Source organism: Stutzerimonas chloritidismutans, from assembly GCF_038562055.1.
Taxonomy (GTDB): Bacteria; Pseudomonadota; Gammaproteobacteria; order Pseudomonadales; family Pseudomonadaceae; genus Stutzerimonas; species Stutzerimonas chloritidismutans_A.
Genome location: NZ_JBCFXD010000024.1, coordinates 1 through 26,080, shown reverse-complemented (window position 1 = coordinate 26,080; position 26,080 = coordinate 1). Strand labels below are relative to the sequence as shown.

At 61.8% G+C, this 26,080-nt stretch carries 28 protein-coding genes; 16 read left to right on the top strand and 12 right to left on the bottom strand.

All coding sequences use genetic code 11. From position 1 onward, the window contains the following. Nucleotides 1-143: 143 nt before the first annotated feature. Nucleotides 144-1,085 (bottom strand): D-alanyl-D-alanine endopeptidase, encoded by a 942-nt coding sequence (gene pbpG, locus AAGW23_RS21265; RefSeq protein ID WP_342408252.1) that lies wholly within the window; start codon nt 1,083-1,085, stop codon nt 144-146. 419 nt (nt 1,086-1,504) lie between these two features. On the opposite strand from pbpG, the gene AAGW23_RS21260 reads away from it, so the two are divergent. Both AAGW23_RS21260 and AAGW23_RS21255 read left to right on the top strand, forming a co-directional pair. After that, nucleotides 1,505-1,816: a glycine zipper domain-containing protein gene (locus AAGW23_RS21260; protein ID WP_342408251.1), complete on the top strand. Its 312-nt coding sequence runs from the start codon at nt 1,505-1,507 to the stop codon at nt 1,814-1,816. A 15-nt stretch (nt 1,817-1,831) separates the two neighbouring features. After that, nucleotides 1,832-2,443 (top strand): NAD(P)-dependent oxidoreductase, encoded by a 612-nt coding sequence (locus tag AAGW23_RS21255; RefSeq protein WP_342408250.1) that lies wholly within the window; start codon nt 1,832-1,834, stop codon nt 2,441-2,443. A 12-nt stretch (nt 2,444-2,455) separates the two neighbouring features. On the opposite strand, the gene aroE is transcribed toward AAGW23_RS21255, so the two are convergent. After that, nucleotides 2,456-3,274: a shikimate dehydrogenase gene (gene aroE / locus AAGW23_RS21250; protein WP_342408249.1), complete on the bottom strand. Its 819-nt coding sequence runs from the start codon at nt 3,272-3,274 to the stop codon at nt 2,456-2,458. Between the two features lie 80 nt (nt 3,275-3,354). Then, on the bottom strand, nt 3,355-4,272 hold the full coding sequence (hemF, locus tag AAGW23_RS21245; RefSeq protein ID WP_342408248.1) for an oxygen-dependent coproporphyrinogen oxidase: 918 nt from the start codon (nt 4,270-4,272) through the stop codon (nt 3,355-3,357). Nucleotides 4,273-4,425: 153 nt separating this feature from the next. Between hemF and AAGW23_RS21240 the strand changes: the two genes are divergently transcribed. Continuing rightward, a complete protein-coding gene (locus AAGW23_RS21240; protein WP_342408247.1) occupies nt 4,426-5,403 on the top strand; it encodes a quinone oxidoreductase in 978 nt (325 codons plus the stop codon). Between the two features lie 34 nt (nt 5,404-5,437). On the opposite strand, the gene AAGW23_RS21235 is transcribed toward AAGW23_RS21240, so the two are convergent. The 3 genes from AAGW23_RS21235 to AAGW23_RS21225 form a co-directional block, all read right to left on the bottom strand. Beyond that, complete coding sequence (locus AAGW23_RS21235; RefSeq protein WP_342408246.1) at nt 5,438-5,995, bottom strand: L-threonylcarbamoyladenylate synthase; 558 nt, start codon at nt 5,993-5,995, stop codon at nt 5,438-5,440. A gap of 63 nt (nt 5,996-6,058) precedes the next feature. Next, complete coding sequence (gene dprA, locus AAGW23_RS21230; protein ID WP_342408245.1) at nt 6,059-7,150, bottom strand: DNA-processing protein DprA; 1,092 nt, start codon at nt 7,148-7,150, stop codon at nt 6,059-6,061. Between the two features lie 86 nt (nt 7,151-7,236). Beyond that, on the bottom strand, nt 7,237-8,262 hold the full coding sequence (locus AAGW23_RS21225; protein ID WP_342408244.1) for a LysM peptidoglycan-binding domain-containing protein: 1,026 nt from the start codon (nt 8,260-8,262) through the stop codon (nt 7,237-7,239). Nucleotides 8,263-8,410: 148 nt separating this feature from the next. Between AAGW23_RS21225 and def the strand changes: the two genes are divergently transcribed. The 4 genes from def to trkA all read left to right on the top strand — a co-directional run bounded on the left by def (nt 8,411) and on the right by trkA (nt 12,812). Beyond that, a complete protein-coding gene (gene def / locus AAGW23_RS21220; protein ID WP_102837680.1) occupies nt 8,411-8,917 on the top strand; it encodes a peptide deformylase in 507 nt (168 codons plus the stop codon). A 196-nt stretch (nt 8,918-9,113) separates the two neighbouring features. Then, nucleotides 9,114-10,043, top strand: coding sequence for a methionyl-tRNA formyltransferase (fmt, locus tag AAGW23_RS21215; protein ID WP_342408243.1), 930 nt, complete (start codon nt 9,114-9,116; stop codon nt 10,041-10,043). A gap of 5 nt (nt 10,044-10,048) precedes the next feature. Continuing rightward, nucleotides 10,049-11,371 carry a 16S rRNA (cytosine(967)-C(5))-methyltransferase RsmB gene (gene rsmB, locus AAGW23_RS21210; protein WP_342408264.1) on the top strand — a complete coding sequence of 441 codons (1,323 nt, stop codon included), beginning with the start codon at nt 10,049-10,051 and terminating at the stop codon, nt 11,369-11,371. 67 nt (nt 11,372-11,438) lie between these two features. Beyond that, nucleotides 11,439-12,812: a Trk system potassium transporter TrkA gene (gene trkA, locus AAGW23_RS21205; RefSeq protein ID WP_342408242.1), complete on the top strand. Its 1,374-nt coding sequence runs from the start codon at nt 11,439-11,441 to the stop codon at nt 12,810-12,812. Nucleotides 12,813-12,883: 71 nt separating this feature from the next. Here the strand turns inward: trkA and AAGW23_RS21200 are convergent, their stop codons facing one another. After that, nucleotides 12,884-13,537, bottom strand: a complete 654-nt coding sequence (locus tag AAGW23_RS21200) for a 7-cyano-7-deazaguanine/7-aminomethyl-7-deazaguanine transporter (protein WP_342408241.1) — start codon at nt 13,535-13,537, stop codon at nt 12,884-12,886. Between the two features lie 197 nt (nt 13,538-13,734). Next, nucleotides 13,735-15,144 (bottom strand): PLP-dependent aminotransferase family protein, encoded by a 1,410-nt coding sequence (locus tag AAGW23_RS21195; protein ID WP_342408240.1) that lies wholly within the window; start codon nt 15,142-15,144, stop codon nt 13,735-13,737. Between the two features lie 243 nt (nt 15,145-15,387). On the opposite strand from AAGW23_RS21195, the gene ehuB reads away from it, so the two are divergent. The 5 genes from ehuB (at nt 15,388) to AAGW23_RS21170 (ending at nt 19,019) form a co-directional block, all read left to right on the top strand. Next, nucleotides 15,388-16,242 (top strand): ectoine/hydroxyectoine ABC transporter substrate-binding protein EhuB, encoded by an 855-nt coding sequence (ehuB, locus tag AAGW23_RS21190; protein WP_342408239.1) that lies wholly within the window; start codon nt 15,388-15,390, stop codon nt 16,240-16,242. 248 nt (nt 16,243-16,490) lie between these two features. Beyond that, entirely contained in the window at nt 16,491-17,150 is a 660-nt protein-coding gene (gene ehuC, locus AAGW23_RS21185; protein ID WP_342408238.1) for an ectoine/hydroxyectoine ABC transporter permease subunit EhuC, read from the top strand. Then, nucleotides 17,147-17,806, top strand: a complete 660-nt coding sequence (ehuD, locus tag AAGW23_RS21180; protein WP_102837673.1) for an ectoine/hydroxyectoine ABC transporter permease subunit EhuD — start codon at nt 17,147-17,149, stop codon at nt 17,804-17,806. Before ehuC ends, ehuD begins: the two co-directional genes overlap by 4 nt. Beyond that, the gene (ehuA, locus tag AAGW23_RS21175) at nt 17,803-18,636 is read left to right on the top strand and encodes an ectoine/hydroxyectoine ABC transporter ATP-binding protein EhuA (RefSeq protein ID WP_342408237.1); all 834 of its coding nucleotides are present in this window, start codon (nt 17,803-17,805) and stop codon (nt 18,634-18,636) included. The genes ehuD and ehuA overlap by 4 nt, the downstream gene beginning before the upstream one ends. 65 nt (nt 18,637-18,701) lie before the next feature. Continuing rightward, nucleotides 18,702-19,019: a tetratricopeptide repeat protein gene (locus AAGW23_RS21170; protein ID WP_342408236.1), complete on the top strand. Its 318-nt coding sequence runs from the start codon at nt 18,702-18,704 to the stop codon at nt 19,017-19,019. A gap of 33 nt (nt 19,020-19,052) precedes the next feature. On the opposite strand, the gene AAGW23_RS21165 is transcribed toward AAGW23_RS21170, so the two are convergent. From AAGW23_RS21165 to AAGW23_RS21155, 3 genes are all read right to left on the bottom strand, one after another. Continuing rightward, on the bottom strand, nt 19,053-19,328 hold the full coding sequence (locus AAGW23_RS21165) for a PilZ domain-containing protein (RefSeq protein WP_342408235.1): 276 nt from the start codon (nt 19,326-19,328) through the stop codon (nt 19,053-19,055). A gap of 28 nt (nt 19,329-19,356) precedes the next feature. Beyond that, nucleotides 19,357-20,244, bottom strand: a complete 888-nt coding sequence (locus AAGW23_RS21160) for a lysophospholipid acyltransferase (protein ID WP_342408234.1) — start codon at nt 20,242-20,244, stop codon at nt 19,357-19,359. A 72-nt stretch (nt 20,245-20,316) separates the two neighbouring features. Beyond that, nucleotides 20,317-20,883, bottom strand: coding sequence for a DNA-3-methyladenine glycosylase I (locus AAGW23_RS21155; RefSeq protein WP_342408233.1), 567 nt, complete (start codon nt 20,881-20,883; stop codon nt 20,317-20,319). Between the two features lie 139 nt (nt 20,884-21,022). Between AAGW23_RS21155 and glyQ the strand changes: the two genes are divergently transcribed. Genes glyQ through AAGW23_RS21135 form a run of 4 tightly spaced genes read left to right on the top strand, consistent with a single transcriptional unit; the run spans nt 21,023 to nt 25,302 of the window. Further along, the gene (gene glyQ / locus AAGW23_RS21150) at nt 21,023-21,970 is read left to right on the top strand and encodes a glycine--tRNA ligase subunit alpha (RefSeq protein ID WP_342408232.1); all 948 of its coding nucleotides are present in this window, start codon (nt 21,023-21,025) and stop codon (nt 21,968-21,970) included. Continuing rightward, the gene (gene glyS / locus AAGW23_RS21145) at nt 21,967-24,021 is read left to right on the top strand and encodes a glycine--tRNA ligase subunit beta (protein WP_342408231.1); all 2,055 of its coding nucleotides are present in this window, start codon (nt 21,967-21,969) and stop codon (nt 24,019-24,021) included. The genes glyQ and glyS overlap by 4 nt, the downstream gene beginning before the upstream one ends. Before the next feature lie 4 nt (nt 24,022-24,025). Continuing rightward, nucleotides 24,026-24,568 carry a D-glycero-beta-D-manno-heptose 1,7-bisphosphate 7-phosphatase gene (gmhB, locus tag AAGW23_RS21140; RefSeq protein ID WP_342408263.1) on the top strand — a complete coding sequence of 181 codons (543 nt, stop codon included), beginning with the start codon at nt 24,026-24,028 and terminating at the stop codon, nt 24,566-24,568. Then, nucleotides 24,565-25,302 (top strand): lysophospholipid acyltransferase family protein, encoded by a 738-nt coding sequence (locus AAGW23_RS21135; RefSeq protein WP_342408230.1) that lies wholly within the window; start codon nt 24,565-24,567, stop codon nt 25,300-25,302. Before gmhB ends, AAGW23_RS21135 begins: the two co-directional genes overlap by 4 nt. Before the next feature lie 70 nt (nt 25,303-25,372). Here the strand turns inward: AAGW23_RS21135 and AAGW23_RS21130 are convergent. Then, on the bottom strand, nt 25,373-26,080 hold a 708-nt coding region (locus tag AAGW23_RS21130; RefSeq protein ID WP_342408229.1), incomplete at its 5' end, for an FAD-dependent oxidoreductase.

The following is a 26,080-nucleotide window of genomic DNA, read 5'->3' as shown; positions in this document are numbered from 1 at the left end:
CGTAAGCGCGGCGGGCACCACGCGCGCTGGCGGCGCGCCTCGTGGGCCCGTTCGACGCAACGCCGGAGCAAGCCCTGCAACCGCCGCTTCACCTCCGCCGCCAGGCACGACCCCGGCGGAGAAGCGCTTGCTGGCTGCCTAGGTCAGCGGGTGCCGATCACCGTCGCGGCGTCACCTGGCCGTCCGGCGAGCTGACGCTGCGCCATCTTCTGCTGCTTGTAGGCCAGGGCTGCCGGCGCCACGGGCGTGACCTTGCCGGTTTCCATCCACTTCTTCAGGCGGTTGGCATCGGCCATGTGGGTGTACTTGCCAAAGGCGTCGAGCACCACAAAGGCCACCGGGCGCTTGTTCATCACCGTGCGCATCACCAGGCAATGGCCGGCGGCGTTGGTGAAACCGGTCTTGGTCAGCTGGATGCTCCAGTCAGGCTTGCGCACCAGGGCGTTGGTATTGCGGAACCCCAGGGTGTAGTTGGGCTTGTGGAAAGCCACGGTCTTCTCGCTGGTGGTGCTGAACTGTTCGATCAGCGGGTAGGCCTGGCTGGCCTTGAGAAGTTTGACCAGGTCATTGGCGCTGGAGACGTTCTGCTCGGACAAACCGGTCGGTTCAACATAGCGCGTGTGGGTCATGCCCAGCGCCTTGGCCTTGGCGTTCATTGCCTGGATAAAAGCACCGTAGCCACCGGGATAATGATGAGCCAGGCTCGCGGCCGCGCGGTTCTCGGATGACATCAGGGTCAGCAGGAGCATTTCCCGGCGGCTTATCTCGCTGCCGATGCGCACGCGCGAGTAGACGCCCTGCATCTCGCGCGCATCGCGAATGGTGACCGACAGGCGCTGGTCGAGCGGCAACTTGGCGTCGAGCGCCACCATCGCGGTCATCAGCTTGGTCACCGAGGCAATCGGCACAACCACATCTGGATTGCTGGAATAGAGAATTTCGTTGGTTTTCAGGTCGACCAGCAGCGCGCTGCCAGAAGCCAGTTCCTGCTGAGCAGGGGCTTTGGGTGCAGCGAGCGAGACGGGGGACGACATGACGCTGCTGCAGGCGAGCAGCAGACCGAGAAGGGTATGACGAAGCTTCAAGATGGACACCGATGAATTGGCAGTGAAAAAAGGCGCGCCGAAGCAGACGGACGCGGCGCGCATTATACGGAAAAGGCGAGCATAAACATGGCCGCCAGCCCTTATATTTCGGCGCTTTCAGCGGATCGACCAGGCGCAGGGCGCTGGCCGTTTCGCTCGTTTCGCCGTCCGGACCGCTCAGCGCAACGGCCCCGATACAAAGCTTAGATCAACCGGCGCGGCGCGGCCGCAGGCGTACGAATTAGCCGTCAAACACGCTATCGGCCGCGCGGCTTTTCGCCACAACCGAGCCGACCAGCGGAACCCGGCTGCTATTGATAGGTCACCTCATAGCAATCTGGGTGTTTTGGTTGAGCACGGCCGAACGCACCTTCACGGCTTCGCAGAGTCCAAACCGTACATTCAAAGGGGAGAACGCTATGTCCCGCTTCAGCCGCACACCGACTACCCGCGACGAAATCGAGCGCGAAATACAGAATTTGATGACTGCACTCGATGACCTCAAGGACGACGCCTCGCGCGAATCACGTAACCGTTTCAATGCACTGCGCTCGCGCGCTGAATCGCTGTGGCACGACAACCGTTGGGATGAGCACTGCCACGACCTGTCCCGCCGCAGTCGTGACGCCGGGCGCATGGCCAAGGACTGCGCACGCGAGCATCCGCTGAGCACCGTCGCCCTGGCCGCTGGCGCCGTCGCGCTGATTGGCTATCTGGCCACCCGACGCTGATCCGGCCAGGCGTTCATGCTTAACGCTGAAACGCCGCGGCTCAAATTCGCTCTTTACGGAGCGCATTCGAGCCTCGGCAACGCGCTGCTTTGCGAGCTGTTGACCCGTCAGCACGAAGCCGTGGCCCTGGTCGACGATCTCAACTCGATGACCGTGCGACCGGGCCTGCGCGCCAAAACCGGCGATCTGTTCGATGCCACCAGCGTCTCGCAGAGCGTGGCCGGGATGGATGCGGTGATCTGTCTATTCGACGGCCCTGCATTGGCAACAGCCTCCGGCTCGGTAGCCAAGCACCAGCCGCATGATCTGTCTCAGGCGGTCGACGCTCTGCTGTCTGGGTTGCCTAAAGTCGGTGTCGATCGGTTGCTGCTGGTCGTGGACCTGTCCGCCAAGGGTGACGATCCAGCTGTTAGTGCAGCGCTGCAACGCATTGCAGCGCATCCGTTGAAGTGGACACTGGTGGATGCCAAAGCCGATGGTGACGATCTGTCGATCGAGGATTTCAGCGTGATCGACGATCTCGACCCCGGCGATCGACGCGTGCAGCTACGGCGTATCGCGGCGGGGATGGTCGATGAGCTGGAGACACCGCAACACCTGCACGAGCAGATTCACTTCAGACTCTGATTGCGCGGGAATTCAGCCTGCGAGCTGACGACGCAGCGCCGCCAGCACAGGAGCCGATTCCGGCCGCACGCCTCGCCAGAGTTCGAACGCTGCTGCCGCCTGTTCGACCAGCATGCCGAGCCCGTCGCGATTGGGCGCATCACGCATGGCCGCCCACTGGCAAAAAGGTGTCGCCAGAGCGGCGTACATCATGTCGTAGCAGAAGGTGATGCCCGGCTCGATCAGGTCCTCACCTAATGGCGGCAATTCACCGCCGAGGCTCGCCGACGTGCCGTTGATGATCACATCGAAGGGGCCTTGCAGCTGCTCGAAAGCGCTCGCACTGATCGGCCCCAGCTCGGCAAACTCGTCAGCCAGCTGCTCGGCCTTGGACAGAGTGCGGTTGGCAATGACCAGCACTGCCGGGCGCTGCGCCAGCAGAGGCTCAAGCACTCCACGCACCGCACCCCCGGCGCCCAACAGCAGAATCCGCTTGCCTTCTAGCGTGACGGCAGCGTTATCCCGCAGATCGCGGACCAGACCAATGCCGTCGGTGTTGTCACCCAGCAGGCTGCCGTCTTCGAGCTTTTTCAAGGTATTCACCGCGCCGGCACGCTGGGCGCGCTCACTCAGACTGTCGGCCAGGCGGTAGGCCTGCTCCTTGAACGGCACGGTGACGTTGGCACCCAGGCCCGTCTCGAAGAAGCCCTTGGCAAAACCGGCGAAGTCATCCAGCGGCGCCAGCAAGGGTTCGTAGCTGAGAACCTGGCCGGTCTGTTCGGCAAACAGCCGGTGGATCTGGGGCGACTTGCTGTGCCCGATGGGGTTACCAAAGACGCCGTAGCGGTCCATCAACAATTACTCCGCTTCAAATATGTTCTGACCCCGTCAAGCGGGAGGGCCTGGCAGACGCAACGTCTGAGAATGCCCCGTCAGCGCTGCTCGCCCAGCCAGTCTCGATCCTGTAGGAAATACTCGGTCAGGCGCGCCTCGGGTGAGCCGGGCTCGGGATGCTTGTCGTAACCCCAGCGCACCAGCGGCGGCAACGACATGAGGATCGACTCGGTACGTCCACCCGATTGCAGCCCGAACAGGGTGCCGCGGTCGTATACCAGGTTGTATTCCACATAGCGACCGCGACGCAGCTCCTGGAAGGCCCGCTCACGTTCACCGAACGGCATCGCCTTGCGACGCTGGACGATGGGCAGGTAGGCCTCGATGTAGGCATCGCCGACCGCCCGCATGAAGGCAAAGCTGGTATCGAAATCCCAGTCGTTCAGGTCATCGAAGAACAGCCCACCGACACCGCGCGGTTCGTTGCGGTGCTTGATGTGGAAATATCGGTCGCACCATTCCTTGTAGCGCGGGTAGACATCGGCACCGAACGGCGCACAGGCATCCCGCGCCACCCGATGCCAGTGCACGCAGTCTTCTTCGTTACCGTAGTAAGGCGTGAGGTCGAAGCCGCCACCAAACCACCAGACTGGCTCCTCACCCTCCTTTTCGGCAATGAAGAAGCGCACGTTGGCGTGGGAGGTCGGTACGTAGGGGTTCTCCGGATGGATCACCAGCGACACGCCGAGCGCTTCGAAGCCACGACCGGCCAGTTCCGGACGATGGGCACTGGCCGACGGCGGCAGACCACTGCCGTGAACGTGGGAGAAGTTGACGCCGCCCTTTTCGATCAGCGCACCGTTTTCGATGACCCGGGTCCGGCCACCGCCGCCTGCAGGACGAGTCCAGGCATCCTCGACGAAGCGCGCGCCGCCGTCCTCGGCTTCAAGGGTGGCGCAGATACGGTCCTGCAGATCGAGCAGGTAGGCTTTGACGGCTTCGGTACGCTCGTTCACGAATTCACCTTGGCAAGTGGGCTGCGCTGCTGCCGGCCATGGGCCCAGAGCGGCAGCGCTAGAACAGAAGGCCGGCAAGCATATCACCGGGCCAATTGACGGACGCGCCCGGGAAGCGTTGGATAGGCTCCTTTGTATTTGCCAGGAGTCGATATGTCGCAGCGCATCCAGTTCAGTCAGCACGGTGGTCCTGAAGTCCTCGAACAGGTCGACGTCCCGGTCGCGGCACCAGGCGCCGGTGAGATCCGCGTGCGTAACCATGCGATCGGTCTGAACTTCATCGACACTTACTTTCGCAGCGGGCTCTACGCGCCGCCGAGCCTTCCGTCGGGCCTGGGCACCGAAGGTGCCGGTGTGGTCGAGGCGCTGGGCGAGGGCGTCGATGATTTCGCGGTGGGTGATCGTGTCGCTTACGCGACCGGACCGCTGGGTGCTTACGGTGAACACCACACCCTGCCAGCGCGGCATCTGGTCAAGCTGCCCGACAGCGTGAGCTTCGAACAAGCGGCTTCAGTGATGCTCAAGGGCCTGACGACCCAGTATCTGCTGCGCCAAACCTATGCGCTGAAAGCCGGTGAAACCATCCTTTTCCATGCAGCCGCGGGCGGTGTCGGATCGATCGCTTGCCAGTGGGCCAAAGCCATCGGCGCCAAACTGATCGGCGTGGTGGGGTCGGCGGAAAAGGCTGAGCGCGCCAAGGCGCTGGGCGCCTGGGCAACCATCGATCGCACGCAGGAAGACGTCGTGCAGCGCGTACTGGAGCTGACCGACGGCCAGAAATGTCCGGTGGTCTACGACTCGGTGGGCAAGAGCAGTTGGGAAGTCTCGCTCGATTGCGTCGCCCCGCGTGGCCTGCTAGTCAGCTTCGGCAATGCCTCCGGAGCGGTGACGGGGGTCAACCTCGGCGTATTAGCCCAGAAGGGCTCGCTGTATGTCACGCGCCCGACCCTGGCTGGCTACGCCACCTCGGCCGAACGCCTACGAGACATGGCGACCGAACTGTTCGAGATGATCGCCAGCGCAAAGATAGAGGTGGAGATCGGCCAGCGCTACCCGCTCGCCGACGCAGCCGAGGCGCAGCGCCAGCTCGCGGCAGGCAAGACGACCGGTTCGACCATCCTCCTGCCCTGAGCCGGCAGACGTATACGCCCTGACGCCAGCGGCGTCAGGACGCTCGAATCACCTCGCCATTGCGTATGTCGCGGATGGTGGAGGGGTTTTTACGTCCGCCCAGGCTGCCACCAAGCACGCCGTCCAGATCCCCCGGGAAGTACTGTTCGACGCGCAGACGCGAGCGCGCCGAAGGTCGGCCGGCAGGGTTGGCCGATGTGGATACCAACGGGCCGGTCAGGGCGCACAGCCTGGCCACCAGCGGGTGATCGGTCACACGAAGGGCGACACTGTCGTGTTGGCCGGTGATCCAGTGTGGCAAGCGATCACGGTGCGGGACCAGCCAGGTATTCGGACCAGGCCAGCTGCCAACCAAACGGTCCAACCAACGCTCAGGAAGGTCGTCTAGCAGAAAATCGAACTGCTCAACGCAGTCGGCGACCAGAATCAGGCCTTTCTCCACCGGCCGCTCCTTCAGGGCCAGCAACCGATGTACCGCGTCGCTATCCCAAGGATCGCAGCCCAAGCCCCAGACCGCCTCGGTCGGATAGGCGATCACCCCGCCACGCCTGACGACCCGCGCCGCCTGCTGCACACGCCAATTGCCGACCATTGCCACCTCCCCTGAGACTGATCGACGAAGTGTACCCAAGCGCTGTCGGCAGTACAGCAGGCCTCAACTTGCACAGGCGACCCAGCGACCGTTCTCGCAAGCGACGAGCCCCTCGATTTCCAGCTCGGTGAGCGCTGCGAGAATTTCTGACAAGGGCAGGTTCACGGCATCTGCCAGCACCTCGCTGCTCATGGGAGCGGCATGCAGCTGGGCGAGCAACGGGTGCATCGATTCGGGTCGTTGCGCTTCGGGTGTGGCCGGGGTTTGCTGCCAGCCGCGCAAGGCCTGCAGTACGTCCTCGACACTTTCCACCAGTGCAGCGCCCTGACGAATCAGCTGGTGGCAGCCGCGGGCGCCGGGATGGTGGATTGAGCCGGGAATCGCATAGACCTCACGGCCCTGTTCGGCAGCCAGACGGGCGGTGATCAGCGAGCCGCTCGAAGGACTTGCCTCGACCACCAGCACGCCTAATGACAAGCCGCTGATGATTCGATTGCGACGAGGGAAGTTGGCGGCCTGCGGCGGGCAGTCGAGCGGCAGTTCTGAGACCACCGCACCACCACCCTCAACAATGCGCGCAGCCAGCCCAAGATGACGACGCGGATAGAGGCACTGCAGCCCTGTACCCAGCACGGCGATCGTCTTGCCACCCACATCCAGCGCACCCTGGTGGGCTGCGCCATCGATGCCCAGGGCCAGCCCGCTGGTAATCACGAAACCGCCGCGAGCCAGGCTGCGTGCGAAGGCCGTGGCGTTATCCAGCCCCGGCCGTGAAGCGCGTCGGCTACCCACCATGGCCAGTTGCGGGCGCTCCAACAGGCCAGGATCACCCTCGATGAACAGCAGCGGTGGGGCGTCCGACAGCTCCTCCAGCAACCCGGGATAAGCCGGGTCATCCCACATCAGCAGATGCCGCGCTGGCGTTTCCAGCCACTTGAGGCTGGCTGCGGCTCGCTCACGAATCGCCGGGCTGCGCCTGGCTTCGGCACAACCAGCCGGTAAACCCAGCGAGCGCCAGGCTGATGCAGGCGCGCTGAGTGCTGAAGACGCATCGGGAAATGCGCTGAGCAGCTTTCGCAGGCGACGCGGGCCCAGCTCCGGCAACACATGCAGGCGCAGGCGCGCTTCCAGTTCGGCAGGGGAAATCGAAGGCATGAGCACAGTCCTTGTCTCGTCACACCGCATCCATGCAGTGCTTGTTCAGCAGAAATGAAAAGCCCCGCGAGGCGGGGCTTGGGGGCTCAGGGGTTGCGTACCTTGTCCATCACGGCCAGCGAACGGGTCGCCTGCAGGACCAGGCCATAGCTGAGCTTGTCGTAGGTGCGGAACACCATCAGCAGGCCCGAGCGCTCGTCCGGGATCTTCACGTTCTCACCGGTGACCCGGTCGCGGACAGTTTCGCCGGTCTTGTACACCGCCAGCACATTGCCGACGTTCAGCCCGTCACGCGCACCGCGGTTCAGGGTGACCACGTCGAACTGACCGATCTGGGTCACGCCGCGCGGTACATCCAGAATCACACCGTTGATTTCTTGTTTCGGCTCGCTCGGCATGAAGGTCGAGTTGACCGCACGCTCTTCACTGGGGAACAGACGGTCGCCAATGCGCGCTTCCTGGGTAACCCGGGTGAGCATCATGGTGGCAATGTCGCCCTCCATGTCGAGAAGCTCGGCGGTGCCTACGTCGTCGGCGTTGATGCCAAGAAATTCACCGCTATCCGGGTCCACGTAGGTCTTGCCCTGACGGAAGATGCCGTAGACGCTGATGTCATCCTGAAACTCGCCGCGGCCGTAGACGCGGTCACCAGAGCCACTGATCACGCGCTCGGCGTTGCCGGCAACGATGTAGGGGGCGGCTTCGAACTCAGCGGCGCTGTCGACGATGCGGTTGCTCAGCAAAAAGCTGTTAATGGCCTCCAGCGGGATGGTGCTGATGGCCTCAGCCATGGGTGTCGTGCGAACGGTTGGGGAGAGTTTGATCGTTCCGCGCGAAGCACCACGGTTGAGCATGATGCGCGGTTGGCCGTCGATGTAGACCAGACTCAGGCTGTCGCCAGGATAGATCAGGTGAGGGTTTTCGACTTGCGGGTTGGCATGCCAGAGCTCCGGCCACTTCCAGGGTTCGCTGAGGAAGCGCCCGGAAATGTCCCAGAGTGTGTCGCCTTTCACTACGGTGTACTGCTCCGGATGGTCATCCTTGAGCTGTACAGCGGCGTGCGCCATGCCGCCAACCGCCACCAACAGCAGGGCGAGTAGTGATTTCCTCATGTGGTGAATCCCTTTATGATGTGCCTTCACGTAAAGCGCCCTAGCGCCGCAGAAACCCTTGTGGAAAGCGGCGTTAAGCCGTTTACAAGCTGCCTGGCATCTTAGCAGCGGCTTTTGACTTTATTCCATAAGTGCATCACAAACGCATATGGCAATCCTGAACATCCTAGAATTTCCCGATCCACGCCTGCGCACCATCGCCAAACCGGTGGACGTGGTCGATGACGGCATTCGTCAGTTGATCGACGACATGTTCGAGACCATGTACGACGCACCCGGCATTGGCCTGGCCGCGACGCAGGTCAACGTGCACAAGCGGGTCGTGGTGATGGACCTGTCCGAGGACAAGACCGATCCACGGGTCTTCATCAATCCCGAGTTCGAGTTTCTCACCGACGAGATGGAGCAGTATCAGGAAGGATGCCTGTCGGTGCCCGGCTTCTACGAAAATGTAGACCGGCCACAGAAAGTGAAGATCAAGGCGCTGGACCGCGACGGTCAGCCCTATGAGCTGATCGCCGAAGGCCTGCTCGCCGTGTGCATCCAGCACGAGTGCGATCACCTGAACGGCAAGCTGTTCGTCGACTACCTGTCCAATCTCAAGCGCGACCGGATCAAGAAGAAGCTGGAAAAGCTTCACCGTCAGCAGGCTTGATCTCCCACCCCAAAGGCTTGCAGCGCAGGCTGCTTGAAAACGTAGCGAGCGAAGGTCAGGCAAGGCAAAAACAGGCGAAAAAGCGCAGTTTACGAGTTGTAAATGAGCATTTTGAGGCTGTTTTTAACGCAGCATGACCGAGCGCAGTAGTTTTCATGCAGCCTGCAGCAAGCCTTTTTCATTGAAGAGTCCTTCTATGCGCATCGTTTTCGCCGGCACGCCGGAGTTCGCCGCCCAGCATCTACAAGCCCTGCTCGACGCCAAGCGTCAGGTGGTGGCGGTGTATACGCAGCCGGATCGTCCTGCAGGCCGTGGTCAGAAACTGATGCCAAGCCCCGTCAAGCAGCTCGCGCTGCAGCATGAGATTCCGGTCTATCAGCCGCAAACCCTGCGCGACCCGGCTGCACAAGCGGAGCTGGCCGGTTTGCAAGCGGATCTGATGGTCGTGGTGGCCTACGGCTTAATCCTGCCACAGGTCGTGCTGGACATGCCGCGCCTGGGCTGTATCAACAGCCACGCGTCTCTGTTGCCGCGCTGGCGCGGCGCCGCGCCGATCCAGCGCGCCATCGAGGCGGGCGATGCTGAGTCCGGCGTGACCGTCATGCAGATGGAAGCGGGACTGGATACCGGGCCAATGCTGCTCAAGGTCAGCACACCGATCACTGGCGAGGATACCGGCGGCACCCTGCATGATCGCCTGGCCGGCCTCGGCTCGGGGGCCGTGGTCGAAGCCGTAGCGGCACTGGAATCCGACACGGTCAAGGGCGAAGTCCAGGACGACAACCTGGCCACCTATGCGCACAAGTTGAACAAGGATGAAGCACGGCTTGACTGGACGCGACCGGCGGTCGAGCTCGAGCGGTTGGTGCGAGCGTTCAACCCCTGGCCGACCTGCCACAGCAGTCTCGAGGGCGTACCGGTAAAAATTCATGCCGCGCGTGTATCCACGGGGCTGGGCGCGGCTGGACAGATCATCCAGGCAAGCAAGGACGGCGTGGAGGTCGCCTGCGGCGAGGGTTCACTGGTGCTTACTCGCCTGCAACTCCCGGGCGGCAAGGCGCTCGCCGTCAGCGACGTGTTCAACAGCCGCCGCGAACAGTTCGCCAGCGGCAAGGTGTTTGAATAATGTCGATGAACCCGCGTCTCGCCGCCGCCCGTGCATTGGCCGTGGTGCTGTCCGGCAAGGCGTCGCTGAACAGCAGCCTGCCCGACGTGCTGGCCAAGGTGGACGCTCGTGATCGTGGCCTGACCCAAGAACTGGCGTTCGGCACCGCCCGCTGGCAGCCGCGGCTGTCCGGCCTTGCCGAGCGATTGCTGCAAAAGCCTTTCAAGACGGCGGATCGCGATGTCGAGGCCTTGCTGCTGGTCGGCCTGTACCAGCTGTTCTATACCCGGATTCCGCCGCATGCCGCCATTGGTGAGACCGTGGGCTGCGCAGAGAAACTGAAGAAACCCTGGGCAAAAGGCCTGCTCAACGCGGTGCTGCGCAATGCCCAGCGTGACGGCGAAGCGCTGTTCGCCGAGCTTGAACGTGACCCGGTGATTCGCTTTGCCCACCCGCGCTGGCTGCAGAAGTCGCTCAAGGCTCATTGGCCGGCACATTGGGAAGCGATCTGCACCGCCAACAACCTGCATCCGCCGATGATATTGCGGGTCAACCATCGCCAGGTCGAGCGAGATACCTATCTTACGGAGCTGCAGAAGGTCGGCATCGAAGCCTTTGCGTGCAGCCACAGCAGAGACGGTATTCGACTCGCCGCGGCCTGCGATGTCACGCAGCTGCCGAGTTTTGCCGAAGGGCGCATCAGCGTGCAAGACGAAGCCGCGCAGCTGGCCGCCAGCCTGCTCGATTTGCTGCCCGGCCAGCGCGTGCTGGACGCCTGCTGCGCGCCGGGCGGTAAGACATGCCACATCCTCGAACGCGAACCTGCCCTGGCTGAAGTGATCGCCCTGGACCTCGAGCCGAAACGCTTGCAACGTGTGCAGGAAAACCTTGATCGCTTGCAGCTCGACGCCACGCTGGTGGCTGCCGATGCCCGTGCCACTGACCTCTGGTGGGACGGCAAACTCTTCCAGCGGATCCTGCTCGACGCGCCGTGCTCGGCCACCGGTGTGATCCGGCGCCATCCCGATATCAAGCTGGCCCGCCAGGCCGACGACATCGCGCCGCTGGCGGCGCTGCAAGGCGAGCTGCTCGACGCGCTATGGCCGACCCTGGCTGTCGGCGGTGTTCTGCTGTACGCCACCTGTTCGGTCCTGCCGACCGAAAACCGCGAGGTGATCGAAGCCTTTCTCGCACGCACACCCGGCGCGCGCGAACTGGACCTGCCCAAGGGCTTCGGCGTCGAACAGCCGCATGGACGTCAGCTGTTGCCTCAGGACAATGGCCACGACGGCTTCTACTACGCCAAATTGATAAAAGTCGCGGCCCAATGGCCGACAATCTTAAGGTGAGCCAGACGGCAACGTCTCGGCTACCTCATGCTGTGGCGGTTAAAAGCCGCCTTTCAGGAGCGATCGCGTGAAGATCATCATTCTCGGTGCAGGGCAGGTGGGCGGTACGCTTGCCGAAAACCTTGCCAGCGAAGCCAACGACATCACCGTGGTCGACACTGACGTTGATCGCCTGCGCGATCTGGGAGATCGGCTGGACATCCGCACCGTGGTTGGCCGCGGCTCATTCCCGACCGTGCTGCGCCAGGCCGGTGCGGACGACGCCGACATGCTGGTGGCCGTCACCAACAGCGACGAGACCAACATGGTCGCCTGCCAGGTCGCGTACACCCTGTTCCATACCCCGACCAAGATTGCGCGGGTACGCGAGTCGGTGTACTTGACCCGTTCAGGTCTCTTCAGCAACGAGGCGATCCCGGTCGACGTACTGATCAGCCCCGAGCAGGTGGTGACCAACTACATCAAGCGCCTGATCGAACACCCCGGCTCGCTGCAGGTGATCGATTTCGCCGAGGGCAAGGCGCAGCTGGTCGCCGTGCGCGCCTACTACGGCGGACCGCTGGTGGGCCAGGAGCTGCGCCAGATCCGCAAACACATGCCCAACGTCGACACCCGGGTAGCAGCCATCTTCCGCCGCAATCAGGCCATCCTGCCTCAGGGCGATACGGTTATCGAAGCTGACGATGAGGTGTTCTTCATCGCCGCGCGTGGACATATTCGTGCGGTGATGAGCGAGATGCGTAGGCTGGATGACAACTACAAACGCATCGTCATTGCAGGCGGCGGACACATCGGCGAGCGCCTCGCCGAAGCCATCGAAAGCCGCTATCAGGTCAAGATCATCGAGATGAATCCGGCGCGTTGCCGCTACCTCTCCGACACCCTGGACAGCACCATCATCCTGCAGGGCAGCGCCTCCGACCGCGACCTGCTGGTGGAAGAGAACATCAACGATGCCGACGTCTTCCTTGCACTGACCAACGACGACGAAGCGAACATCATGTCCTCACTGCTGGCCAAGCGCCTGGGTGCGCGCAAGGTGATGTGCATCATCAACAATCCGGCCTATGTCGACCTGGTTCAGGGTGGCGAAATCGACATCGCCATCAGCCCGCAGCTAGCCACCATTGGCACCCTGCTGACCCACGTGCGCCGCGGCGATATCGTCAGCGCTCACTCCTTGCGCCGTGGTGCCGCCGAGGCCATCGAGGTGATTGCCCACGGTGACTCCCGTTCGAGCAAGGTGGTCGGTCGGGCCATCGGCAAGATCGCCCTGCCGCCCGGCACCACCATCGGAGCCGTGATCCGTGACGAAGAAGTACTGATCGCCCATGACAATACGGTCATCGAATCAGGCGATCACGTGATCCTCTTCCTGGTCGACAAGAAGCATATCCGCGACGTGGAACGCCTGTTCCAGGCGGGGCTTACCTTCTTCTGAGGGTCAGCCGGTGATGCGCTGCACGCTCGGCCAAACTTCACAGGCCGAGCGGTAGCGGGGCGATCTACTTCTTAAACTGTCGCAGCCCGCTGACCGGGCAGCAGACGCACGATGGCGTTCAGCAGCATGCCGTAGAGCGGCACGAACAGCGCCAGGCTGATGATCAGCTTGATGACGTAGTCGACGCTGGCAATCTCCACCCAGTTCGCCGCCATGAAGGGGTCGTCGCTGTGCCAGAAGGCGATGGAGAAGAACAGGAAGGTGTCCAGCAGGTTGCCGAAGATCGTGGAGGCGCTTGGCGCAATCCACCACTGGCGCAAGCGGCGCAGCCGGTCGAACACCTGAATGTCGAGAATCTGGCCGAAGGCATAGGCAAGGAAGCTGGCGACCGCGATGCGGAACACGAACAGGTTGAATTCGCCCAGCGCTGCGAACCCGCCAAACGCGCCCTGGTGAAACAGCACCGAGACCACATAGGAAGCGACCAGCGCCGGAACCATCACCTGTGCGATGACTCGACGCGCCGGGCCTTTGCCGAGTAGACGCACGGTCAGGTCAGTGGCGAGAAAGATGAACGGAAAACTGAACGCGCCCCAAGTGGTGTGCCAGCCGAACAGGGTGATCGGCAGCTGCACCAGATAGTTACTGGCGATAATGATGAGGATGTGAAACGCGATCAAACCGGCCAAGGTGGCGCGGCGGACCGATGGTGGGAGCTGCAACATGGCATTTCCTTTTTGAAGTGATGGGGTTAGGGAACCCATTGCCGCGCCGACATGGCCCGAGCGGCGCGCATTCTAGTGTCATTTCGACCTGGCGGGTAGCGCGCCGGTCGGAACGCCCGGATGCATGTGTCTCTGTCGAGCCCCAGGGGGCGACAGCATTCTTGGCTCAAAGGGCTTGGCGGCTGGGCGCCAAGTGGCTAACGAGCGCCGCGAAATTCATGGATTTCCGGGTACTGCTCAAAGACGTCTCGGATGCTTGCCAGGCCTGTGCGCAAGCGCTGATCGCTGCACTCGGCGCCGATGCACAGGCGCATTGCTCTAGGTCTCGGACTGCCGGGCGGAAGGAACGGATCAGGCAGCGTCAGCGCTATACCGCGCGCGCGCAACTCGTGCTGCAGGGCGTCGAGATCCCAGTGCTCGGGAACATCCAGCCAAGCGCTGAGTGAAGCGGGATGGCTGCCGCGCAGGTAATCACCCAGTTCGGTGGTCACCGCAGCCTGCCGAGCCGCGATCAGCTCCCGCTGCAGGCTCACCAGCTCCTCGGCACGGCCACGCTCGATCCAACGCGTCGCGATCTCGCCAAGCAGGGGCGCTGCCATCCAGCTGTTCACCCTGAAGATGCTCTCGGTGCGCAACGCCAACCGCCGCGGCATCGCCAGGTAGCCCAGGCGCAAGCCCGTCAGCACGGACTTGGTCAGACTGGTGCAATAAAAGGCCAGCTCCGGCAGATAGTGACTCAGCGGCGGCGCCGACCGGTCGTTACCGAGCAAGGGGCCGTATACGTCGTCTTCGATCACGTAGACGCCGTAGCGACGTGCGATCTCGACAATTTCTCGCCGACGGCTGTCTGGCATCAGACTGCTGGTGGGGTTGTTCAGGTTCGGCGTGCAGACCAGTGCGGTGACCCGTTCGTTGGCACAGATGTCTTCGAAATGCTCCGGATCGAGGCCGTCACGGTCAGCCTCTACGCCCTGGAGCTTGAAGCCCAACACCTGCGCGGTACCAATCACGCCGTGATCCGTACAGTTTTCACAGAGCACCAGGTCATCGGGGCCGGCCAACGAGGCAAGGGCAAGGAAGATCGCCTGGGAAGCGCCATTGGTCAGCAGCAGATCCTGTGGTTCAACACACAGGCCCAGCCCGGCGAGCCACTGCACACCGGCCTCACGGTGATGTTCGAAGCCGGCAATCGGGCGACAGGCATGGATCCACGGCTGTTCGTGCTCGGCAGCCAGTTCTGCGCAAGCCTGCCGCCAGTAGCGGTCATGGCGCTCGTTGCGGACGATGCGCGCTGTGGAGAAGTCGAGCAGCGAATGTTCGCCGCGGTCGAGCATGGAGGTGGCGACCCGTTCACTGATGCGCCGGCTGACAAAACTGCCGCGTCCAACTTCGCAGCGCACCCAGCCCTGGCGCTCCAGTTCCTTGTAGGCGTTGGTCACCGTCTGCACGCTGATGTCCAGTTGCTCAGCCAGCAGCCGTTGCGTTGGGAGACGCTGGCCATCTTGCAACTCACCCCGCTCGATATCGGTCGCGATGGCCGTAACCAGCAGCTTGTATTTCGATCCGCCGCCATGCGCGGCGAGCAAGGCCTCTTTCCAGTTGTGCATGACGTTCCACCTCCGTCGAGCCAACAGGATCGGCTGAAGCGCAATGTCATGCAATTGTCCTAGTGCAATCCCATCAGGAAAACCGCTTTTGTATGCTCAGGAAGCGAAACGCGGCGCACCCTCCGGCAGAAGAAGGGACTGAAGCCGCGTGAGGCAGGGAATGCCCTGTCCTGATGCTCTTGAAGCTGTCCTCTGAACTGCAGGTCTCGGCCCGCGAACGATAAAAAGCACAGGAGAATTACGATGAGTCGCGCACGTCCTTTCCGTTTCGGCAAACGTTTGTTGGCCTCCGCCGTCCTGGCTGGCCTCTCCATTGGTGGCCTGGCCCAGGCCGACACCTTCGACGACATCAAGGCAGAGAGCAGCGTCCGTATCGGCTACGCCAACGAGACCCCTTTCGCCTACACCGATACTGACGGCAGCGTCACCGGCGAATCTCCTGAGATCGTCGAGAAGGTTTTTCAGGCGATGGGCGTCGATACCATCAAGCCCGTGCTTACGGAATGGGGCTCCCTGATCCCTGGGCTGCGCGCAAGCCGTTTCGACCTGATCGCGGCCGGCATGTACATCACACCCGAGCGCTGCAAGCAGGTGTTGTTTACCGATCCGCACTACCAGTTGCAGGACACCCTTCTGGTCAAGGCCGGTAATCCCAAGCAATTGCAGAGCTACGAAGACATCGCCAAGGATGAATCGATCAAGCTGGCCATCATGTCCGGCACCGTCAATCTCAATTACGCACGCAAGGCTGGTATCAAGGACGCTCAGATCGTTCAGGTCCCTGACACCACCTCGCAATTGCAGGCCGTTCGCACCGGCCGCGCCGATGCAGCCGTGGGCACGCAACTGACAATGCGTGGCTTGGCCGAGAAGGCTGGCGATCAGGTCGAAGCCACCGACGATTTCAAGGACGATCCGGCCAATACCGGTTATGGCGCCCTGGCGTTCCGTCCGGAAGACAAGGCGCTGCGTGACGCAGTCAACGCCGAACTGAAGAAATGGCTCGGCAGCGAAGAGCATCTTAAGACCGTCGAGCCCTTCGGTTTCGACCGCTCGAACATCACAGACAAGACCGCTGAAGAGCTGTGTAGCGCCTGACCAATGGAGCCGGTACGGCAGCCTGGCTGCCGCACCGGACTTTCCTCTGTGAATAGCCTTTTCATTGCTCCGCAACCTGCTCCCGACCCTGTCGCACCCATGCGATATGGCCACTCCCGGCTGGCTGCTGCCCTTTGCCCGTTGCTGGACGCTGGCAGGCAAGACTGTCACCGCGCTCACGCAGCCAAGCTTCGCGAGCCGCTTGTCTTCTCAGCGGCTACTGCCGCGCCGGCCACTGGAAATCCAAGATGACCGAACTCCTCCCCCTCCTGCTGCAAGGGGCCTGGGTGACCATACAGATCACCTTTTTCGGCTCCCTGCTGGCCATTGTCGCCGCGCTGATCGGCGCTCTGGGCCGACTGTCGCCAATCAAGCCGCTGCGCTGGCTGGCCATCGTCTACATCGAAGTTTTCCGCGGCAGTTCGCTGCTGGTGCAGCTGTTCTGGCTGTACTTTGTCCTGCCGATGCCGCCGTTCAATATCGCCATGAGCGCGTTCAATGTTGCCGTGATCGGACTCGGCCTGAACATCGGCTCCTATGGTGCCGAGGTACTGCGTGGCGCCATCCGCTCGGTGCACGAAGGCCAGTACGAGGCCTGCCAGGCGCTGAACATGACTGCCGGCCAGCGCTTGCGCCGGGTCATCCTGCCGCAGGCGTTGCTGGCCGCGATCCCGCCCGGTACCAACCTGCTGATCGAACTGCTGAAAAACACCTCGCTGGTATCCCTGATCACACTGTCCGATCTGGCCTTCCGGGCTCGCCAGCTTGATCAGGCCACCCTGATGACACTGGAAATATTCGGCCTGGCACTGGTGATGTACTTCGTGCTCGCACAGATCATCAATTTTTCCATGCGCACCCTTGAGCGGCGACTGGCGCGCGGCCGCATGCGGGGAGGCATGTCATGAATTTCTTCGATTGGGAATTTGCCTGGGAGATTCTGCCCAGGCTGCTTGATGCCTCACTGAAAACCATCGGCATCACCATCGCCGGGTTTTCCATCGCCATCGTGCTGGGGCTGTTCCTGGCAGTGGGACGTCGCAGCCGGCATCGCTGGTTGTCCTGGCCAATGACCGGTCTGATCGAGTTCGTCCGCAGCACACCGCTGCTGATTCAGGTGTATTTCCTGTTTTTCGTCCTGCCCAACTACGGCTTCAACCTGTCCGCGCTGCAGGCGGGCATCTTTGGTATCGCGCTGCACTACGCCTGCTACACCGCCGAGGTCTACCGCGCCGGACTCGATGCGGTGCCGCGTGCGCAATGGGAGGCGGTCACCGCACTGAACATGAAGCCGCTCAACGCCTACCGCAAGGTAATCCTGCCGCAGGCGTTGCGACCGATTCTGCCAGCGCTGGGCAACTACATGATTTCGATGCTCAAGGACACGCCCGTGCTTTCCGCCATCACGGTGGTGGAGATCATGCAGCGGGCCAAGAACATCGGCTCGGAGCACTTCCGTTACCTCGAACCGATCACCATGGTCGGCCTGTTCTTCCTCATTCTCAGTCTTGGCCTCGCCTGGTTCGTACGCCGACTGGAAAACCGTATGGAGCTTGCCCGATGAACGCATCGATGCCTGCCGGCGACACACAGAACTCAGCCAGCACCGCCAACGAGCCGGAGCTGATGGTGCAGTTTCGCGATGTGAGCAAACACTTCGGCGATCTGACCGTGCTCAATCATCTCGACCTTGATGTCCGAACGGGTGAGAAGGTCGCCATCATCGGCCCCAGCGGATCCGGTAAGTCCACGCTTTTACGGGCGTTGATGACCCTGGAAGCTATAGACGAAGGCGTAATTATGGTCGACGACGAACCCCTGACCCACATGCCGGATGCCCACGGCAATCTGATTCGCGCCAACGCACGGCACCTACGTCGCGTCCGCGGCAAGGTAGGCATGGTGTTCCAGAGCTTCAACCTGTTCCCGCACATGAGCACCCGGCAGAACGTGATGGAAGCACCGGTTCAGGTGCTAGGGCTGTCGAAAAAGGAAGCCCGCGAGCGGGCCGAAGAGCTGCTGGCGATGGTCGGTCTGGAAGACAAACTCGAGCATTACCCCTCGCAACTGTCCGGTGGTCAGCAACAGCGCGTAGCCATTGCCCGTGCCTTGGCGATGCGGCCGAAGGTGATGCTGTTCGACGAGGTGACCTCTGCGCTGGATCCGGAGCTCTGCGGCGAAGTCCTCAACGTCATCCGTCGTTTGGGTGATGCGCACAGCCTGACCATGCTGATGGTGACCCACCAGATGGGCTTCGCTCGCGAATTCGCGGACCGCGTATGCTTCTTCAACGAAGGCCGCATCCACGAGCAAGGCAGCCCGGACGAGCTGTTCGGCAACCCCCAGGAAACGCGCACGCAGGAATTTCTGAGTGCGGTCACCCAGGCGAGCTAGGCTGTTGGTGCGAACATGCCACTGCTTCGGCGGCTACCGTACATTTGAATACCCAGGGGAGCGCGATGATCGAGTCACTGCAGAAGATGCTGGCCAAAGGCATGGACAACCCAATGCTGCGCTTCGGGCTGGGCAAGGGTTATCTGGACGCTGGTGACGCTGCAGAAGCCGCGATTCACCTGCAACGCAGCGTCGAACAGGATCCGAACTACTCTGCCGCCTGGAAACTGCTCGGCAAGGCACGGCAGGCCAGTGGAGATCTCGACGGCGCGAGGCGCGCCTGGGAACAAGGCCTGCTCGCGGCCCAAGCGCATGGCGACAAGCAGGCCGAGAAAGAAATGGACGTGTTTCTTCGCAAACTCAATAAACCGTCCGGCAGCTAGCGCCAGCCGCTCGAGCCTGGGCGGGCGGCTGAATCAGTCTTCTTGCTGCACGAAGCGCAGGCCAACCCCTTCGGCGTCGACCCGCATCACTTCCATCTGCAGCACCGGCGCGGGAATCGGAAGATCCTGAACCTGCCCACTGACCGTCATGCCCGGCTGAAGCTCGGTCAGCTGCGGGTGTTTGACGTATACGCCGCCGTCGGAGAGATCGCGCGTGTGCGCGAACAGTTCGCCAAATGACTCATGGGTGATGCGGATGCGGCACTTCATCGGTGCGCGTGGGTGCTGTCGCTGATTCGGGTTGCTCATTGAAGTCCCTTTGCTGGATGAGCTGTCGTTAATACCAGCGTTTTTCGCCGGCGGGCCGCTTTTTGAAGCGCTTCATGGTCCACATGTACTGGCTCGGCCAGGTACGCACATAGCGCTCGATGACGCCGCTCATGGCCGCCACCGCGACCTCGACATCCTCGTCGTACATGGCAGGCGGCGCTGCTTCGAGGATCACCTTGTAGCCCGAACCGTCATCCAAGCGCAACGCATGAAGAAACACGCCCACCGCCTTGCCGCCTGTGAGCATACCCGGCACAAACTTGCTCGTCAGCGCTTGCGTGCCGAGGAACGGAACGAACACCCCAGCGCCTTCGCTAGGTTCCGGGTCCGCCGGGATGCCCACGGCGCCGCCCCTACGGACTTCCTTGATGACACTGATGATGCCTTCTCGAGTAGAGGGTGCAACCTTGTTGCCGAGCTGGACACGCTGGCGTTGCAGGAGATCATCGACCGCCTTGAGCTTCGGCGGGCGATAGAAAATGATCGGTTTGCATTGTGCGCAGTAGAAGTGATTGAGCACTTCCCAGTTGCCAAGGTGACTGGTGATGCCGACCACGCCCTTGCCTGAAGCCAGCGCCTGCTCCAGAACCTCAAGGCCTTGGACCTCCTTGACCAGACGCAACGTCTTGTCTGCAGGCCAGATCCAGGCGCAGGCACTCTCAGTAAACGCCATGCCGATCTGCTGCAGACTCTGTCCGAGCAAGCGCTCCCGTTCGGCAGCGTCGAGTTCTGGAAAGCATTTGGAAAGATTGATCCGGGCGACTTCGCGAGAGCGGTTGGGTAGCTTCCACATCAGCCAGCCAATAAAGCGACCCGCCCCCTGAACCGCGCGCCAGGGGAGTAGGGCGAACAGGCGCAGAAAGCCAACCACCAGCGCACCTTTGAGCTTGTCCAAGGATCTCTCCCGAAAAATCAAAGACGCTAGTGTAACTGCTTCGTGCAGTTGGCAACTCCTGAAGCCGTCACGTCAGGCGCTGCTCGCGGTTGTTGCCAGTGCCGGGTATTGATCGCAGTCCGTGGTGTGGTCCATGACCATGCCGCACGCCTGCATAAAGGCGTAACAGATGGTCGGCCCGACAAAGCTGAACCCGGCCTTCTTCAACGCACGGCTCATGGCTTCGGCTTCGGCGGTTACTGCCGGAACCTGGCTGATCGAGTCGAAATGGTTGATCTTCGGCTCGCCACCCACAAAGGACCATAACCAACCGGCCGGATCGTCCAGCTCGAGCCAGCACTGCGCATTGCACCGTGCGGCTTCCAGTTTTCGACGGTTGCGGATGATGCCGGCATCGAGCATGCGTTCGTCGATCTCGGCGTCGGTCATCTGTGCCAGACGCTGCGGATCGAAGCCGAACAGGACCTGGCGATAACGCTCCCGCTTGCGCAACACCGTGATCCAGGAAAGGCCCGCCTGTGCACCTTCGAGGATCAGAAATTCGAACAGGACCTGAGGATCACGGACGGGCACGCCCCACTCGCTGTCGTGGTAATGGATGTACAACGGGTCGTCACTGCACCAGGCGCAACGCGGCATGTTTTTTCAAGTCCTTGAACGAGGCCAGCGGCCGATCGGGGATGAGTGCCAATACGCCGTAGGCGACCCGTCGCCACGGGTTCGAGCCGTTATCGGGTATACTCCGAGGCTTTCTGTCGAAGCCAGCACAGGTGAAATTTTGACTCAGCCTACGCCTGCCGTGCGCACCTTCCAAGACCTGATCCTAGCCCTGCAAAACTACTGGGCAGAGCAGGGGTGTGTCGTTCTGCAACCCTATGACATGGAAGTGGGCGCCGGTACGTTCCATACCGCCACCTTCCTGCGCGCGATCGGTCCCGAAACCTGGAACGCGGCCTACGTACAACCTTCGCGCCGGCCCACCGACGGCCGCTATGGCGAAAACCCCAACCGCCTGCAGCACTACTACCAGTTTCAGGTGGTGCTCAAGCCCAACCCTGACAACTTTCAGGAGTTGTACCTCGGTTCGCTCAAGGCCATCGGCGTCGACCCGCTGGTCCACGATATCCGCTTCGTCGAAGACAACTGGGAATCGCCGACATTGGGCGCCTGGGGTCTGGGCTGGGAGATATGGCTCAACGGCATGGAAGTCACTCAGTTCACCTACTTCCAGCAAGTGGGCGGCATCGAGTGCTATCCGGTGACCGGCGAAATTACCTATGGCCTCGAACGGCTGGCCATGTACCTGCAAGGCGTTGATTCGGTCTACGACCTGATCTGGACAGACGGCCCGTTTGGCACTGTCACCTACGGCGATGTGTTCCATCAGAACGAGGTGGAGCAATCCACCTACAACTTCGAACACGCCAATGTTGAAAAGCTGTTCGAACTCTTCGACTTCTACGAATCGGAAGCCAACCGGTTGATCGAACTGGAGCTGCCGTTGCCCACCTATGAAATGGTGCTCAAGGCCTCGCACACCTTCAACCTGCTGGATGCGCGCCGGGCTATCTCGGTCACCGCACGGCAGCAGTACATCCTGCGTGTACGAGCCCTCGCTCGCGCTGTCGCGCAGAGCTATTTGCAGGCGCGCGCCAAACTCGGCTTCCCCATGGCCACCCCGGACCTGCGTGACGAAGTACTGGCCAAGTTGGAGGCAGCAGAATGAGTGCACTGGATTTCCTGGTCGAGCTCGGCACCGAAGAGCTGCCGCCCAAGGCTTTGGGCAAACTGTCCGAAGCGTTCCGCGCGGGCATCGAGAAGGGTTTGAAGGACGCCGGTCTCAAGCATGGTCGGGTGCAGGCCTTCGCCGCACCTCGGCGTCTGGCGGTATTGATAGAACAGCTCGGCACCGAACAGCCTGACCGCAGCATCAACCTTGACGGGCCGCCCCTGCAGGCGGCCTTTGACGCCGACGGAGAGCCGACCCAGGCGGCTTTGGGCTTTGCCCGCAAATGCGGTGTGGACCTGGCAGAAATCGACCGCACGGGTCCAAAACTCAAATACAGCCGTTCGATACCTGGCCAGGCAACCTCCGAGCTGCTTCCGGCTATTGTCGAAACATCGCTCAACGAACTGCCGATCCCCAAGCGCATGCGCTGGGCCGCGTTGAGGGAAGAGTTTGTCCGGCCGACACAGTGGCTGGTCATGCTGTTTGGTGATCAGGTTATCGATTGTACCCTCCTTACCCAACGTGCCGGCCGCGAGTCGCGCGGCCATCGCTTTCACAGCCCGAACCCGGTACGCATCTCCAAGCCAACGAGCTACTTGGAAGACCTGCGCGGCGCTCATGTCATCGCCGATTTTGCGGAACGTCGCGAGCTGATCGCCAAGCGTGTCGAGCAGCTGGCCAGCGAGCAGAACGGCCGCGCCATCGTGCCACCAGCGCTGCTGGACGAGGTGACGGCACTGGTCGAGTGGCCTGTCCCTCTGGTGTGTTCCTTCGAAGATCGCTTCCTGGAAGTACCGCAAGAAGCCTTGATCACCACCATGCAGGACAACCAGAAGTATTTCTGCCTGCTGGATGCCGACGGCAAGCTACTGCCGCGCTTCATCACGGTCGCGAACATTGAATCCAAGGATCCGGGTCAGATCATTGCCGGCAACGAGAAGGTGGTGCGTCCGCGCCTCACCGATGCCGAGTTCTTCTTCAAGCAAGACAAGAAACAAGCGCTCGGCAGCTTCAATGAACGCCTGAAGAACGTGGTCTTTCAGGCTCAACTCGGGACTGTCTACGACAAGGCAGTCCGCGTTTCCAAGCTAGCCGCGTTTATCGCTGAACACACTGAAGGCAATGCGCAGTGGGCAGCGCGTGCGGGCCTGTTGAGCAAATGTGACCTGGCCACTGAAATGGTTGGCGAGTTTCCCGAAATGCAGGGCATTGCGGGTTACTACTACGCGGTCAACGATGGTGAACCCACCGACGTCGCCTTGGCACTGAATGAGCAGTACATGCCCCGCGGCGCCGGGGCTGAGCTGCCCAGCACCCAGACCGGCGCCATCCTGGCTGTGGCTGACAAGCTGGACACCCTGGTAGGCATCTTCGGCATCGGCATGCTTCCCACCGGCAGCAAGGACCCTTACGCACTTCGCCGCGCGGCCTTGGGCATCCTGCGCATCCTTATCGAGAAACGCCTGGATCTTGATCTGGTCGCCGCGGTGCGCTTCTCCATCAGTCTGTTCGCTGGCCAGGTGAAAGCCGAAGGCCTGGCCGATCAAGTTCTCGAATTCATCTTCGATCGCCTTCGCGCCCGTTATGAGGACGAGGGCGTCGAGGTAGCCTCCTATCTGGCGGTTCGTGCCGTTCAGCCGGGCTCGGCGCTCGACTTCGATCAGCGCGTGCAAGCCGTACAGGCGTTCCGCAACCTGCCGGAGGCTGAGGCCTTGGCCGCCGCGAACAAGCGCGTCTCGAATCTGTTGAGCAAGTTCGAGGCGAAATTGCCAGCAACTGTCGAGCCCCGTTACTTCGACAGCGCAACCGAGTTCTCTTTGTATTCTGCGCTGCAGCAGGCCGAGCAAGCCGTGCAGCCTCTGGCTGCGGACCGTCAGTATCGCGAGGCGCTTGAGCGTCTGGCGCATCTGCGCGGTCCGGTGGATGCCTTCTTCGAGGCGGTACTGGTCAACGCCGAAGACGCTTCGGTGCGGGCCAACCGCTATGCCTTGCTTGCCCGGTTGAGAGGATTGTTCCTTGGCGTTGCCGATATTTCCGCACTTGGCTAGGCCGGTGAAGCTGATCGTGCTGGATCGCGACGGCGTGATCAACGAGGACTCTGACGCCTATGTAAAGAGTCTGGATGAATGGATTCCGATTCCAGGCTCGATCCAGGCGATCGTACGGCTGTGCAAGGCTGGCTGGACAGTGGCGGTCGCCACTAACCAGTCGGGCCTTGCCCGCGGTCTGTTTGACGCCACTACTCTAGGCGATATGCATTTCAAGATGCAGCAACTCGTAATGGAGGAGGGTGGTCGCATCGACTTGATCGTTCACTGTCCGCATGGTCCCGACGATGGTTGCGATTGCCGCAAACCGCTGCCCGGCTTGTTCCAGCAGATCGCAGAACACTTCCACCTGGACGATCTCAAGGGCGTTCCGGTGGTAGGTGACAGTCAACGCGATCTGCTTGCTGGCATGCGCCTTGGCGGCCTGCCTTATCTGGTTCGCACCGGAAAAGGCTTGAAGGCTTCAGAAGGTACGCTGCCAACCGACACCCAAGTGTTCGATGATCTGGCTGCCGTGGTCGATCATCTGTTGGGAGCAAAACGATGAACGCCTTGCTGCCGATTCGCATCGTCCTGTTCTACCTGTTGCTGTCATTCACGGCGTTTGCCTGGTGCTTGATCAGCTTGGTGTTTGCACCCTTCATGTCGTTCCGCACACGCTACCGCTTCGTGGTCCAGACCTGGTGCCGCAGCGCCGTCTGGTTAGCCAAGACTGTTATCGGACTGCGCTATGAGGTGAGCGGTGCGGAAAACGTGCCGGAAAAGCCCTGCGTGATTCTGTCCAAGCACCAGAGCACCTGGGAAACGTTTTTTCTTTCGGCTTACTTCGAACCGTTAAGTCAGGTGCTCAAGCGCGAACTGCTCAACGTGCCTTTCTTTGGATGGGCGATCCGGCTGCTCAAGCCCATTGCGATCGACCGTGAAAACCCCAAAGAGGCGTTACGTCAGGTCGCCAAGCAGGGTCTGGAGCGGCTAGGGCAGGGTGCCTGGGTGCTGATCTTTCCAGAGGGTACCCGCGTTCCCGTTGGTCAAGTCGGCAAGTTCTCGCGCAGCGGTGCGGCGCTGGCAGTCAATGCCAAGCTTCCTGTATTGCCGGTGGCGCACAACGCCGGTACGTTCTGGCCGAAGTCCGGTTGGGGCAAGCGACCCGGTGTCATTCAGGTGGTTATAGGCCCGGCCATGCATGCTGAAAGTGAAGGTCCTCGGGCAGCAGCTGAGCTAAATCAGCGCGCTGAAGACTGGATCAATTCGACCGTGGCGGCCTTGGAACGCAACGTTTGACCTAAAAAAAATAGGGCAATACAAAAGGGGAGCAGGCTGATGTCTGCTCCCCTTTTTTCTACCCCGACGCTCAGTCTTCGACTGAGCTGCGAATCAGGTGATCGAAGGCACTCAGCGAGGCCTTGGCGCCCTCGCCAACGGCAATGACGATCTGCTTGTACGGCACCGTGGTGACGTCACCTGCCGCGAAGATGCCTGGCAGCGATGTCTCGCCACGCGCATCAACGATGATCTCGCCGCGGGAGGTCAGTTCTACCGTACCCTTCAGCCAATCGGAGTTGGGCAGCAGGCCGATTTGGACGAAGATACCTTCCAGCTCCAGCTCATGAAACTCGCTGGAGTTACGATCCTTGTAGGTCAGGCCGGTCACCTTCTGGCCATTGCCGATCACTTCGCTGGTCAGCGCACTGGTGATCACGGTGACGTTGGACAGGCTGTGCAGTTTCTTCTGCAGCACGGCATCGGCGCGCAGCTGGCTGTCGAACTCCAGCAACGTGACCTGAGACACGATGCCCGCCAGGTCGATGGCCGCTTCCACACCAGAGTTGCCACCACCTATCACCGCCACACGCTTGCCCTTGAACAGCGGGCCGTCACAATGCGGGCAGTAGGCAACGCCACGGCCCCGGTATTCCTGCTCGCCGGGTACGTTCATTTCGCGCCAGCGAGCACCGGTCGCCAGGATCAGGGTCTTGGCTTTAAGCGAGCCACCATTCTCGAGTTTGATCTCGTGCAGACCACCTTCGCTGGAAGCGGGGATCAACTGCGCAGCACGCTG

Coding starts and splice junctions, on each gene's coding strand:
- AAGW23_RS21260 (WP_342408251.1), top strand. CDS start 1,505: ATGTCCCGCTTCAGCCGCACACCGACTACCCGCGACGAAATCGAGCGC.
- AAGW23_RS21255 (WP_342408250.1), top strand. CDS start 1,832: ATGCTTAACGCTGAAACGCCGCGGCTCAAATTCGCTCTTTACGGAGCG.
- aroE (WP_342408249.1), bottom strand. CDS start 3,274: ATGGACCGCTACGGCGTCTTTGGTAACCCCATCGGGCACAGCAAGTCG.
- AAGW23_RS21240 (WP_342408247.1), top strand. CDS start 4,426: ATGTCGCAGCGCATCCAGTTCAGTCAGCACGGTGGTCCTGAAGTCCTC.
- AAGW23_RS21235 (WP_342408246.1), bottom strand. CDS start 5,995: ATGGTCGGCAATTGGCGTGTGCAGCAGGCGGCGCGGGTCGTCAGGCGT.
- dprA (WP_342408245.1), bottom strand. CDS start 7,150: ATGCCTTCGATTTCCCCTGCCGAACTGGAAGCGCGCCTGCGCCTGCAT.
- AAGW23_RS21225 (WP_342408244.1), bottom strand. CDS start 8,262: ATGAGGAAATCACTACTCGCCCTGCTGTTGGTGGCGGTTGGCGGCATG.
- def (WP_102837680.1), top strand. CDS start 8,411: ATGGCAATCCTGAACATCCTAGAATTTCCCGATCCACGCCTGCGCACC.
- fmt (WP_342408243.1), top strand. CDS start 9,114: ATGCGCATCGTTTTCGCCGGCACGCCGGAGTTCGCCGCCCAGCATCTA.
- rsmB (WP_342408264.1), top strand. CDS start 10,049: ATGAACCCGCGTCTCGCCGCCGCCCGTGCATTGGCCGTGGTGCTGTCC.
- AAGW23_RS21200 (WP_342408241.1), bottom strand. CDS start 13,537: ATGTTGCAGCTCCCACCATCGGTCCGCCGCGCCACCTTGGCCGGTTTG.
- AAGW23_RS21195 (WP_342408240.1), bottom strand. CDS start 15,144: ATGCACAACTGGAAAGAGGCCTTGCTCGCCGCGCATGGCGGCGGATCG.
- ehuB (WP_342408239.1), top strand. CDS start 15,388: ATGAGTCGCGCACGTCCTTTCCGTTTCGGCAAACGTTTGTTGGCCTCC.
- ehuC (WP_342408238.1), top strand. CDS start 16,491: ATGACCGAACTCCTCCCCCTCCTGCTGCAAGGGGCCTGGGTGACCATA.
- ehuD (WP_102837673.1), top strand. CDS start 17,147: ATGAATTTCTTCGATTGGGAATTTGCCTGGGAGATTCTGCCCAGGCTG.
- ehuA (WP_342408237.1), top strand. CDS start 17,803: ATGAACGCATCGATGCCTGCCGGCGACACACAGAACTCAGCCAGCACC.
- AAGW23_RS21170 (WP_342408236.1), top strand. CDS start 18,702: ATGATCGAGTCACTGCAGAAGATGCTGGCCAAAGGCATGGACAACCCA.
- AAGW23_RS21165 (WP_342408235.1), bottom strand. CDS start 19,328: ATGAGCAACCCGAATCAGCGACAGCACCCACGCGCACCGATGAAGTGC.
- AAGW23_RS21155 (WP_342408233.1), bottom strand. CDS start 20,883: ATGCCGCGTTGCGCCTGGTGCAGTGACGACCCGTTGTACATCCATTAC.
- glyS (WP_342408231.1), top strand. CDS start 21,967: ATGAGTGCACTGGATTTCCTGGTCGAGCTCGGCACCGAAGAGCTGCCG.
- AAGW23_RS21135 (WP_342408230.1), top strand. CDS start 24,565: ATGAACGCCTTGCTGCCGATTCGCATCGTCCTGTTCTACCTGTTGCTG.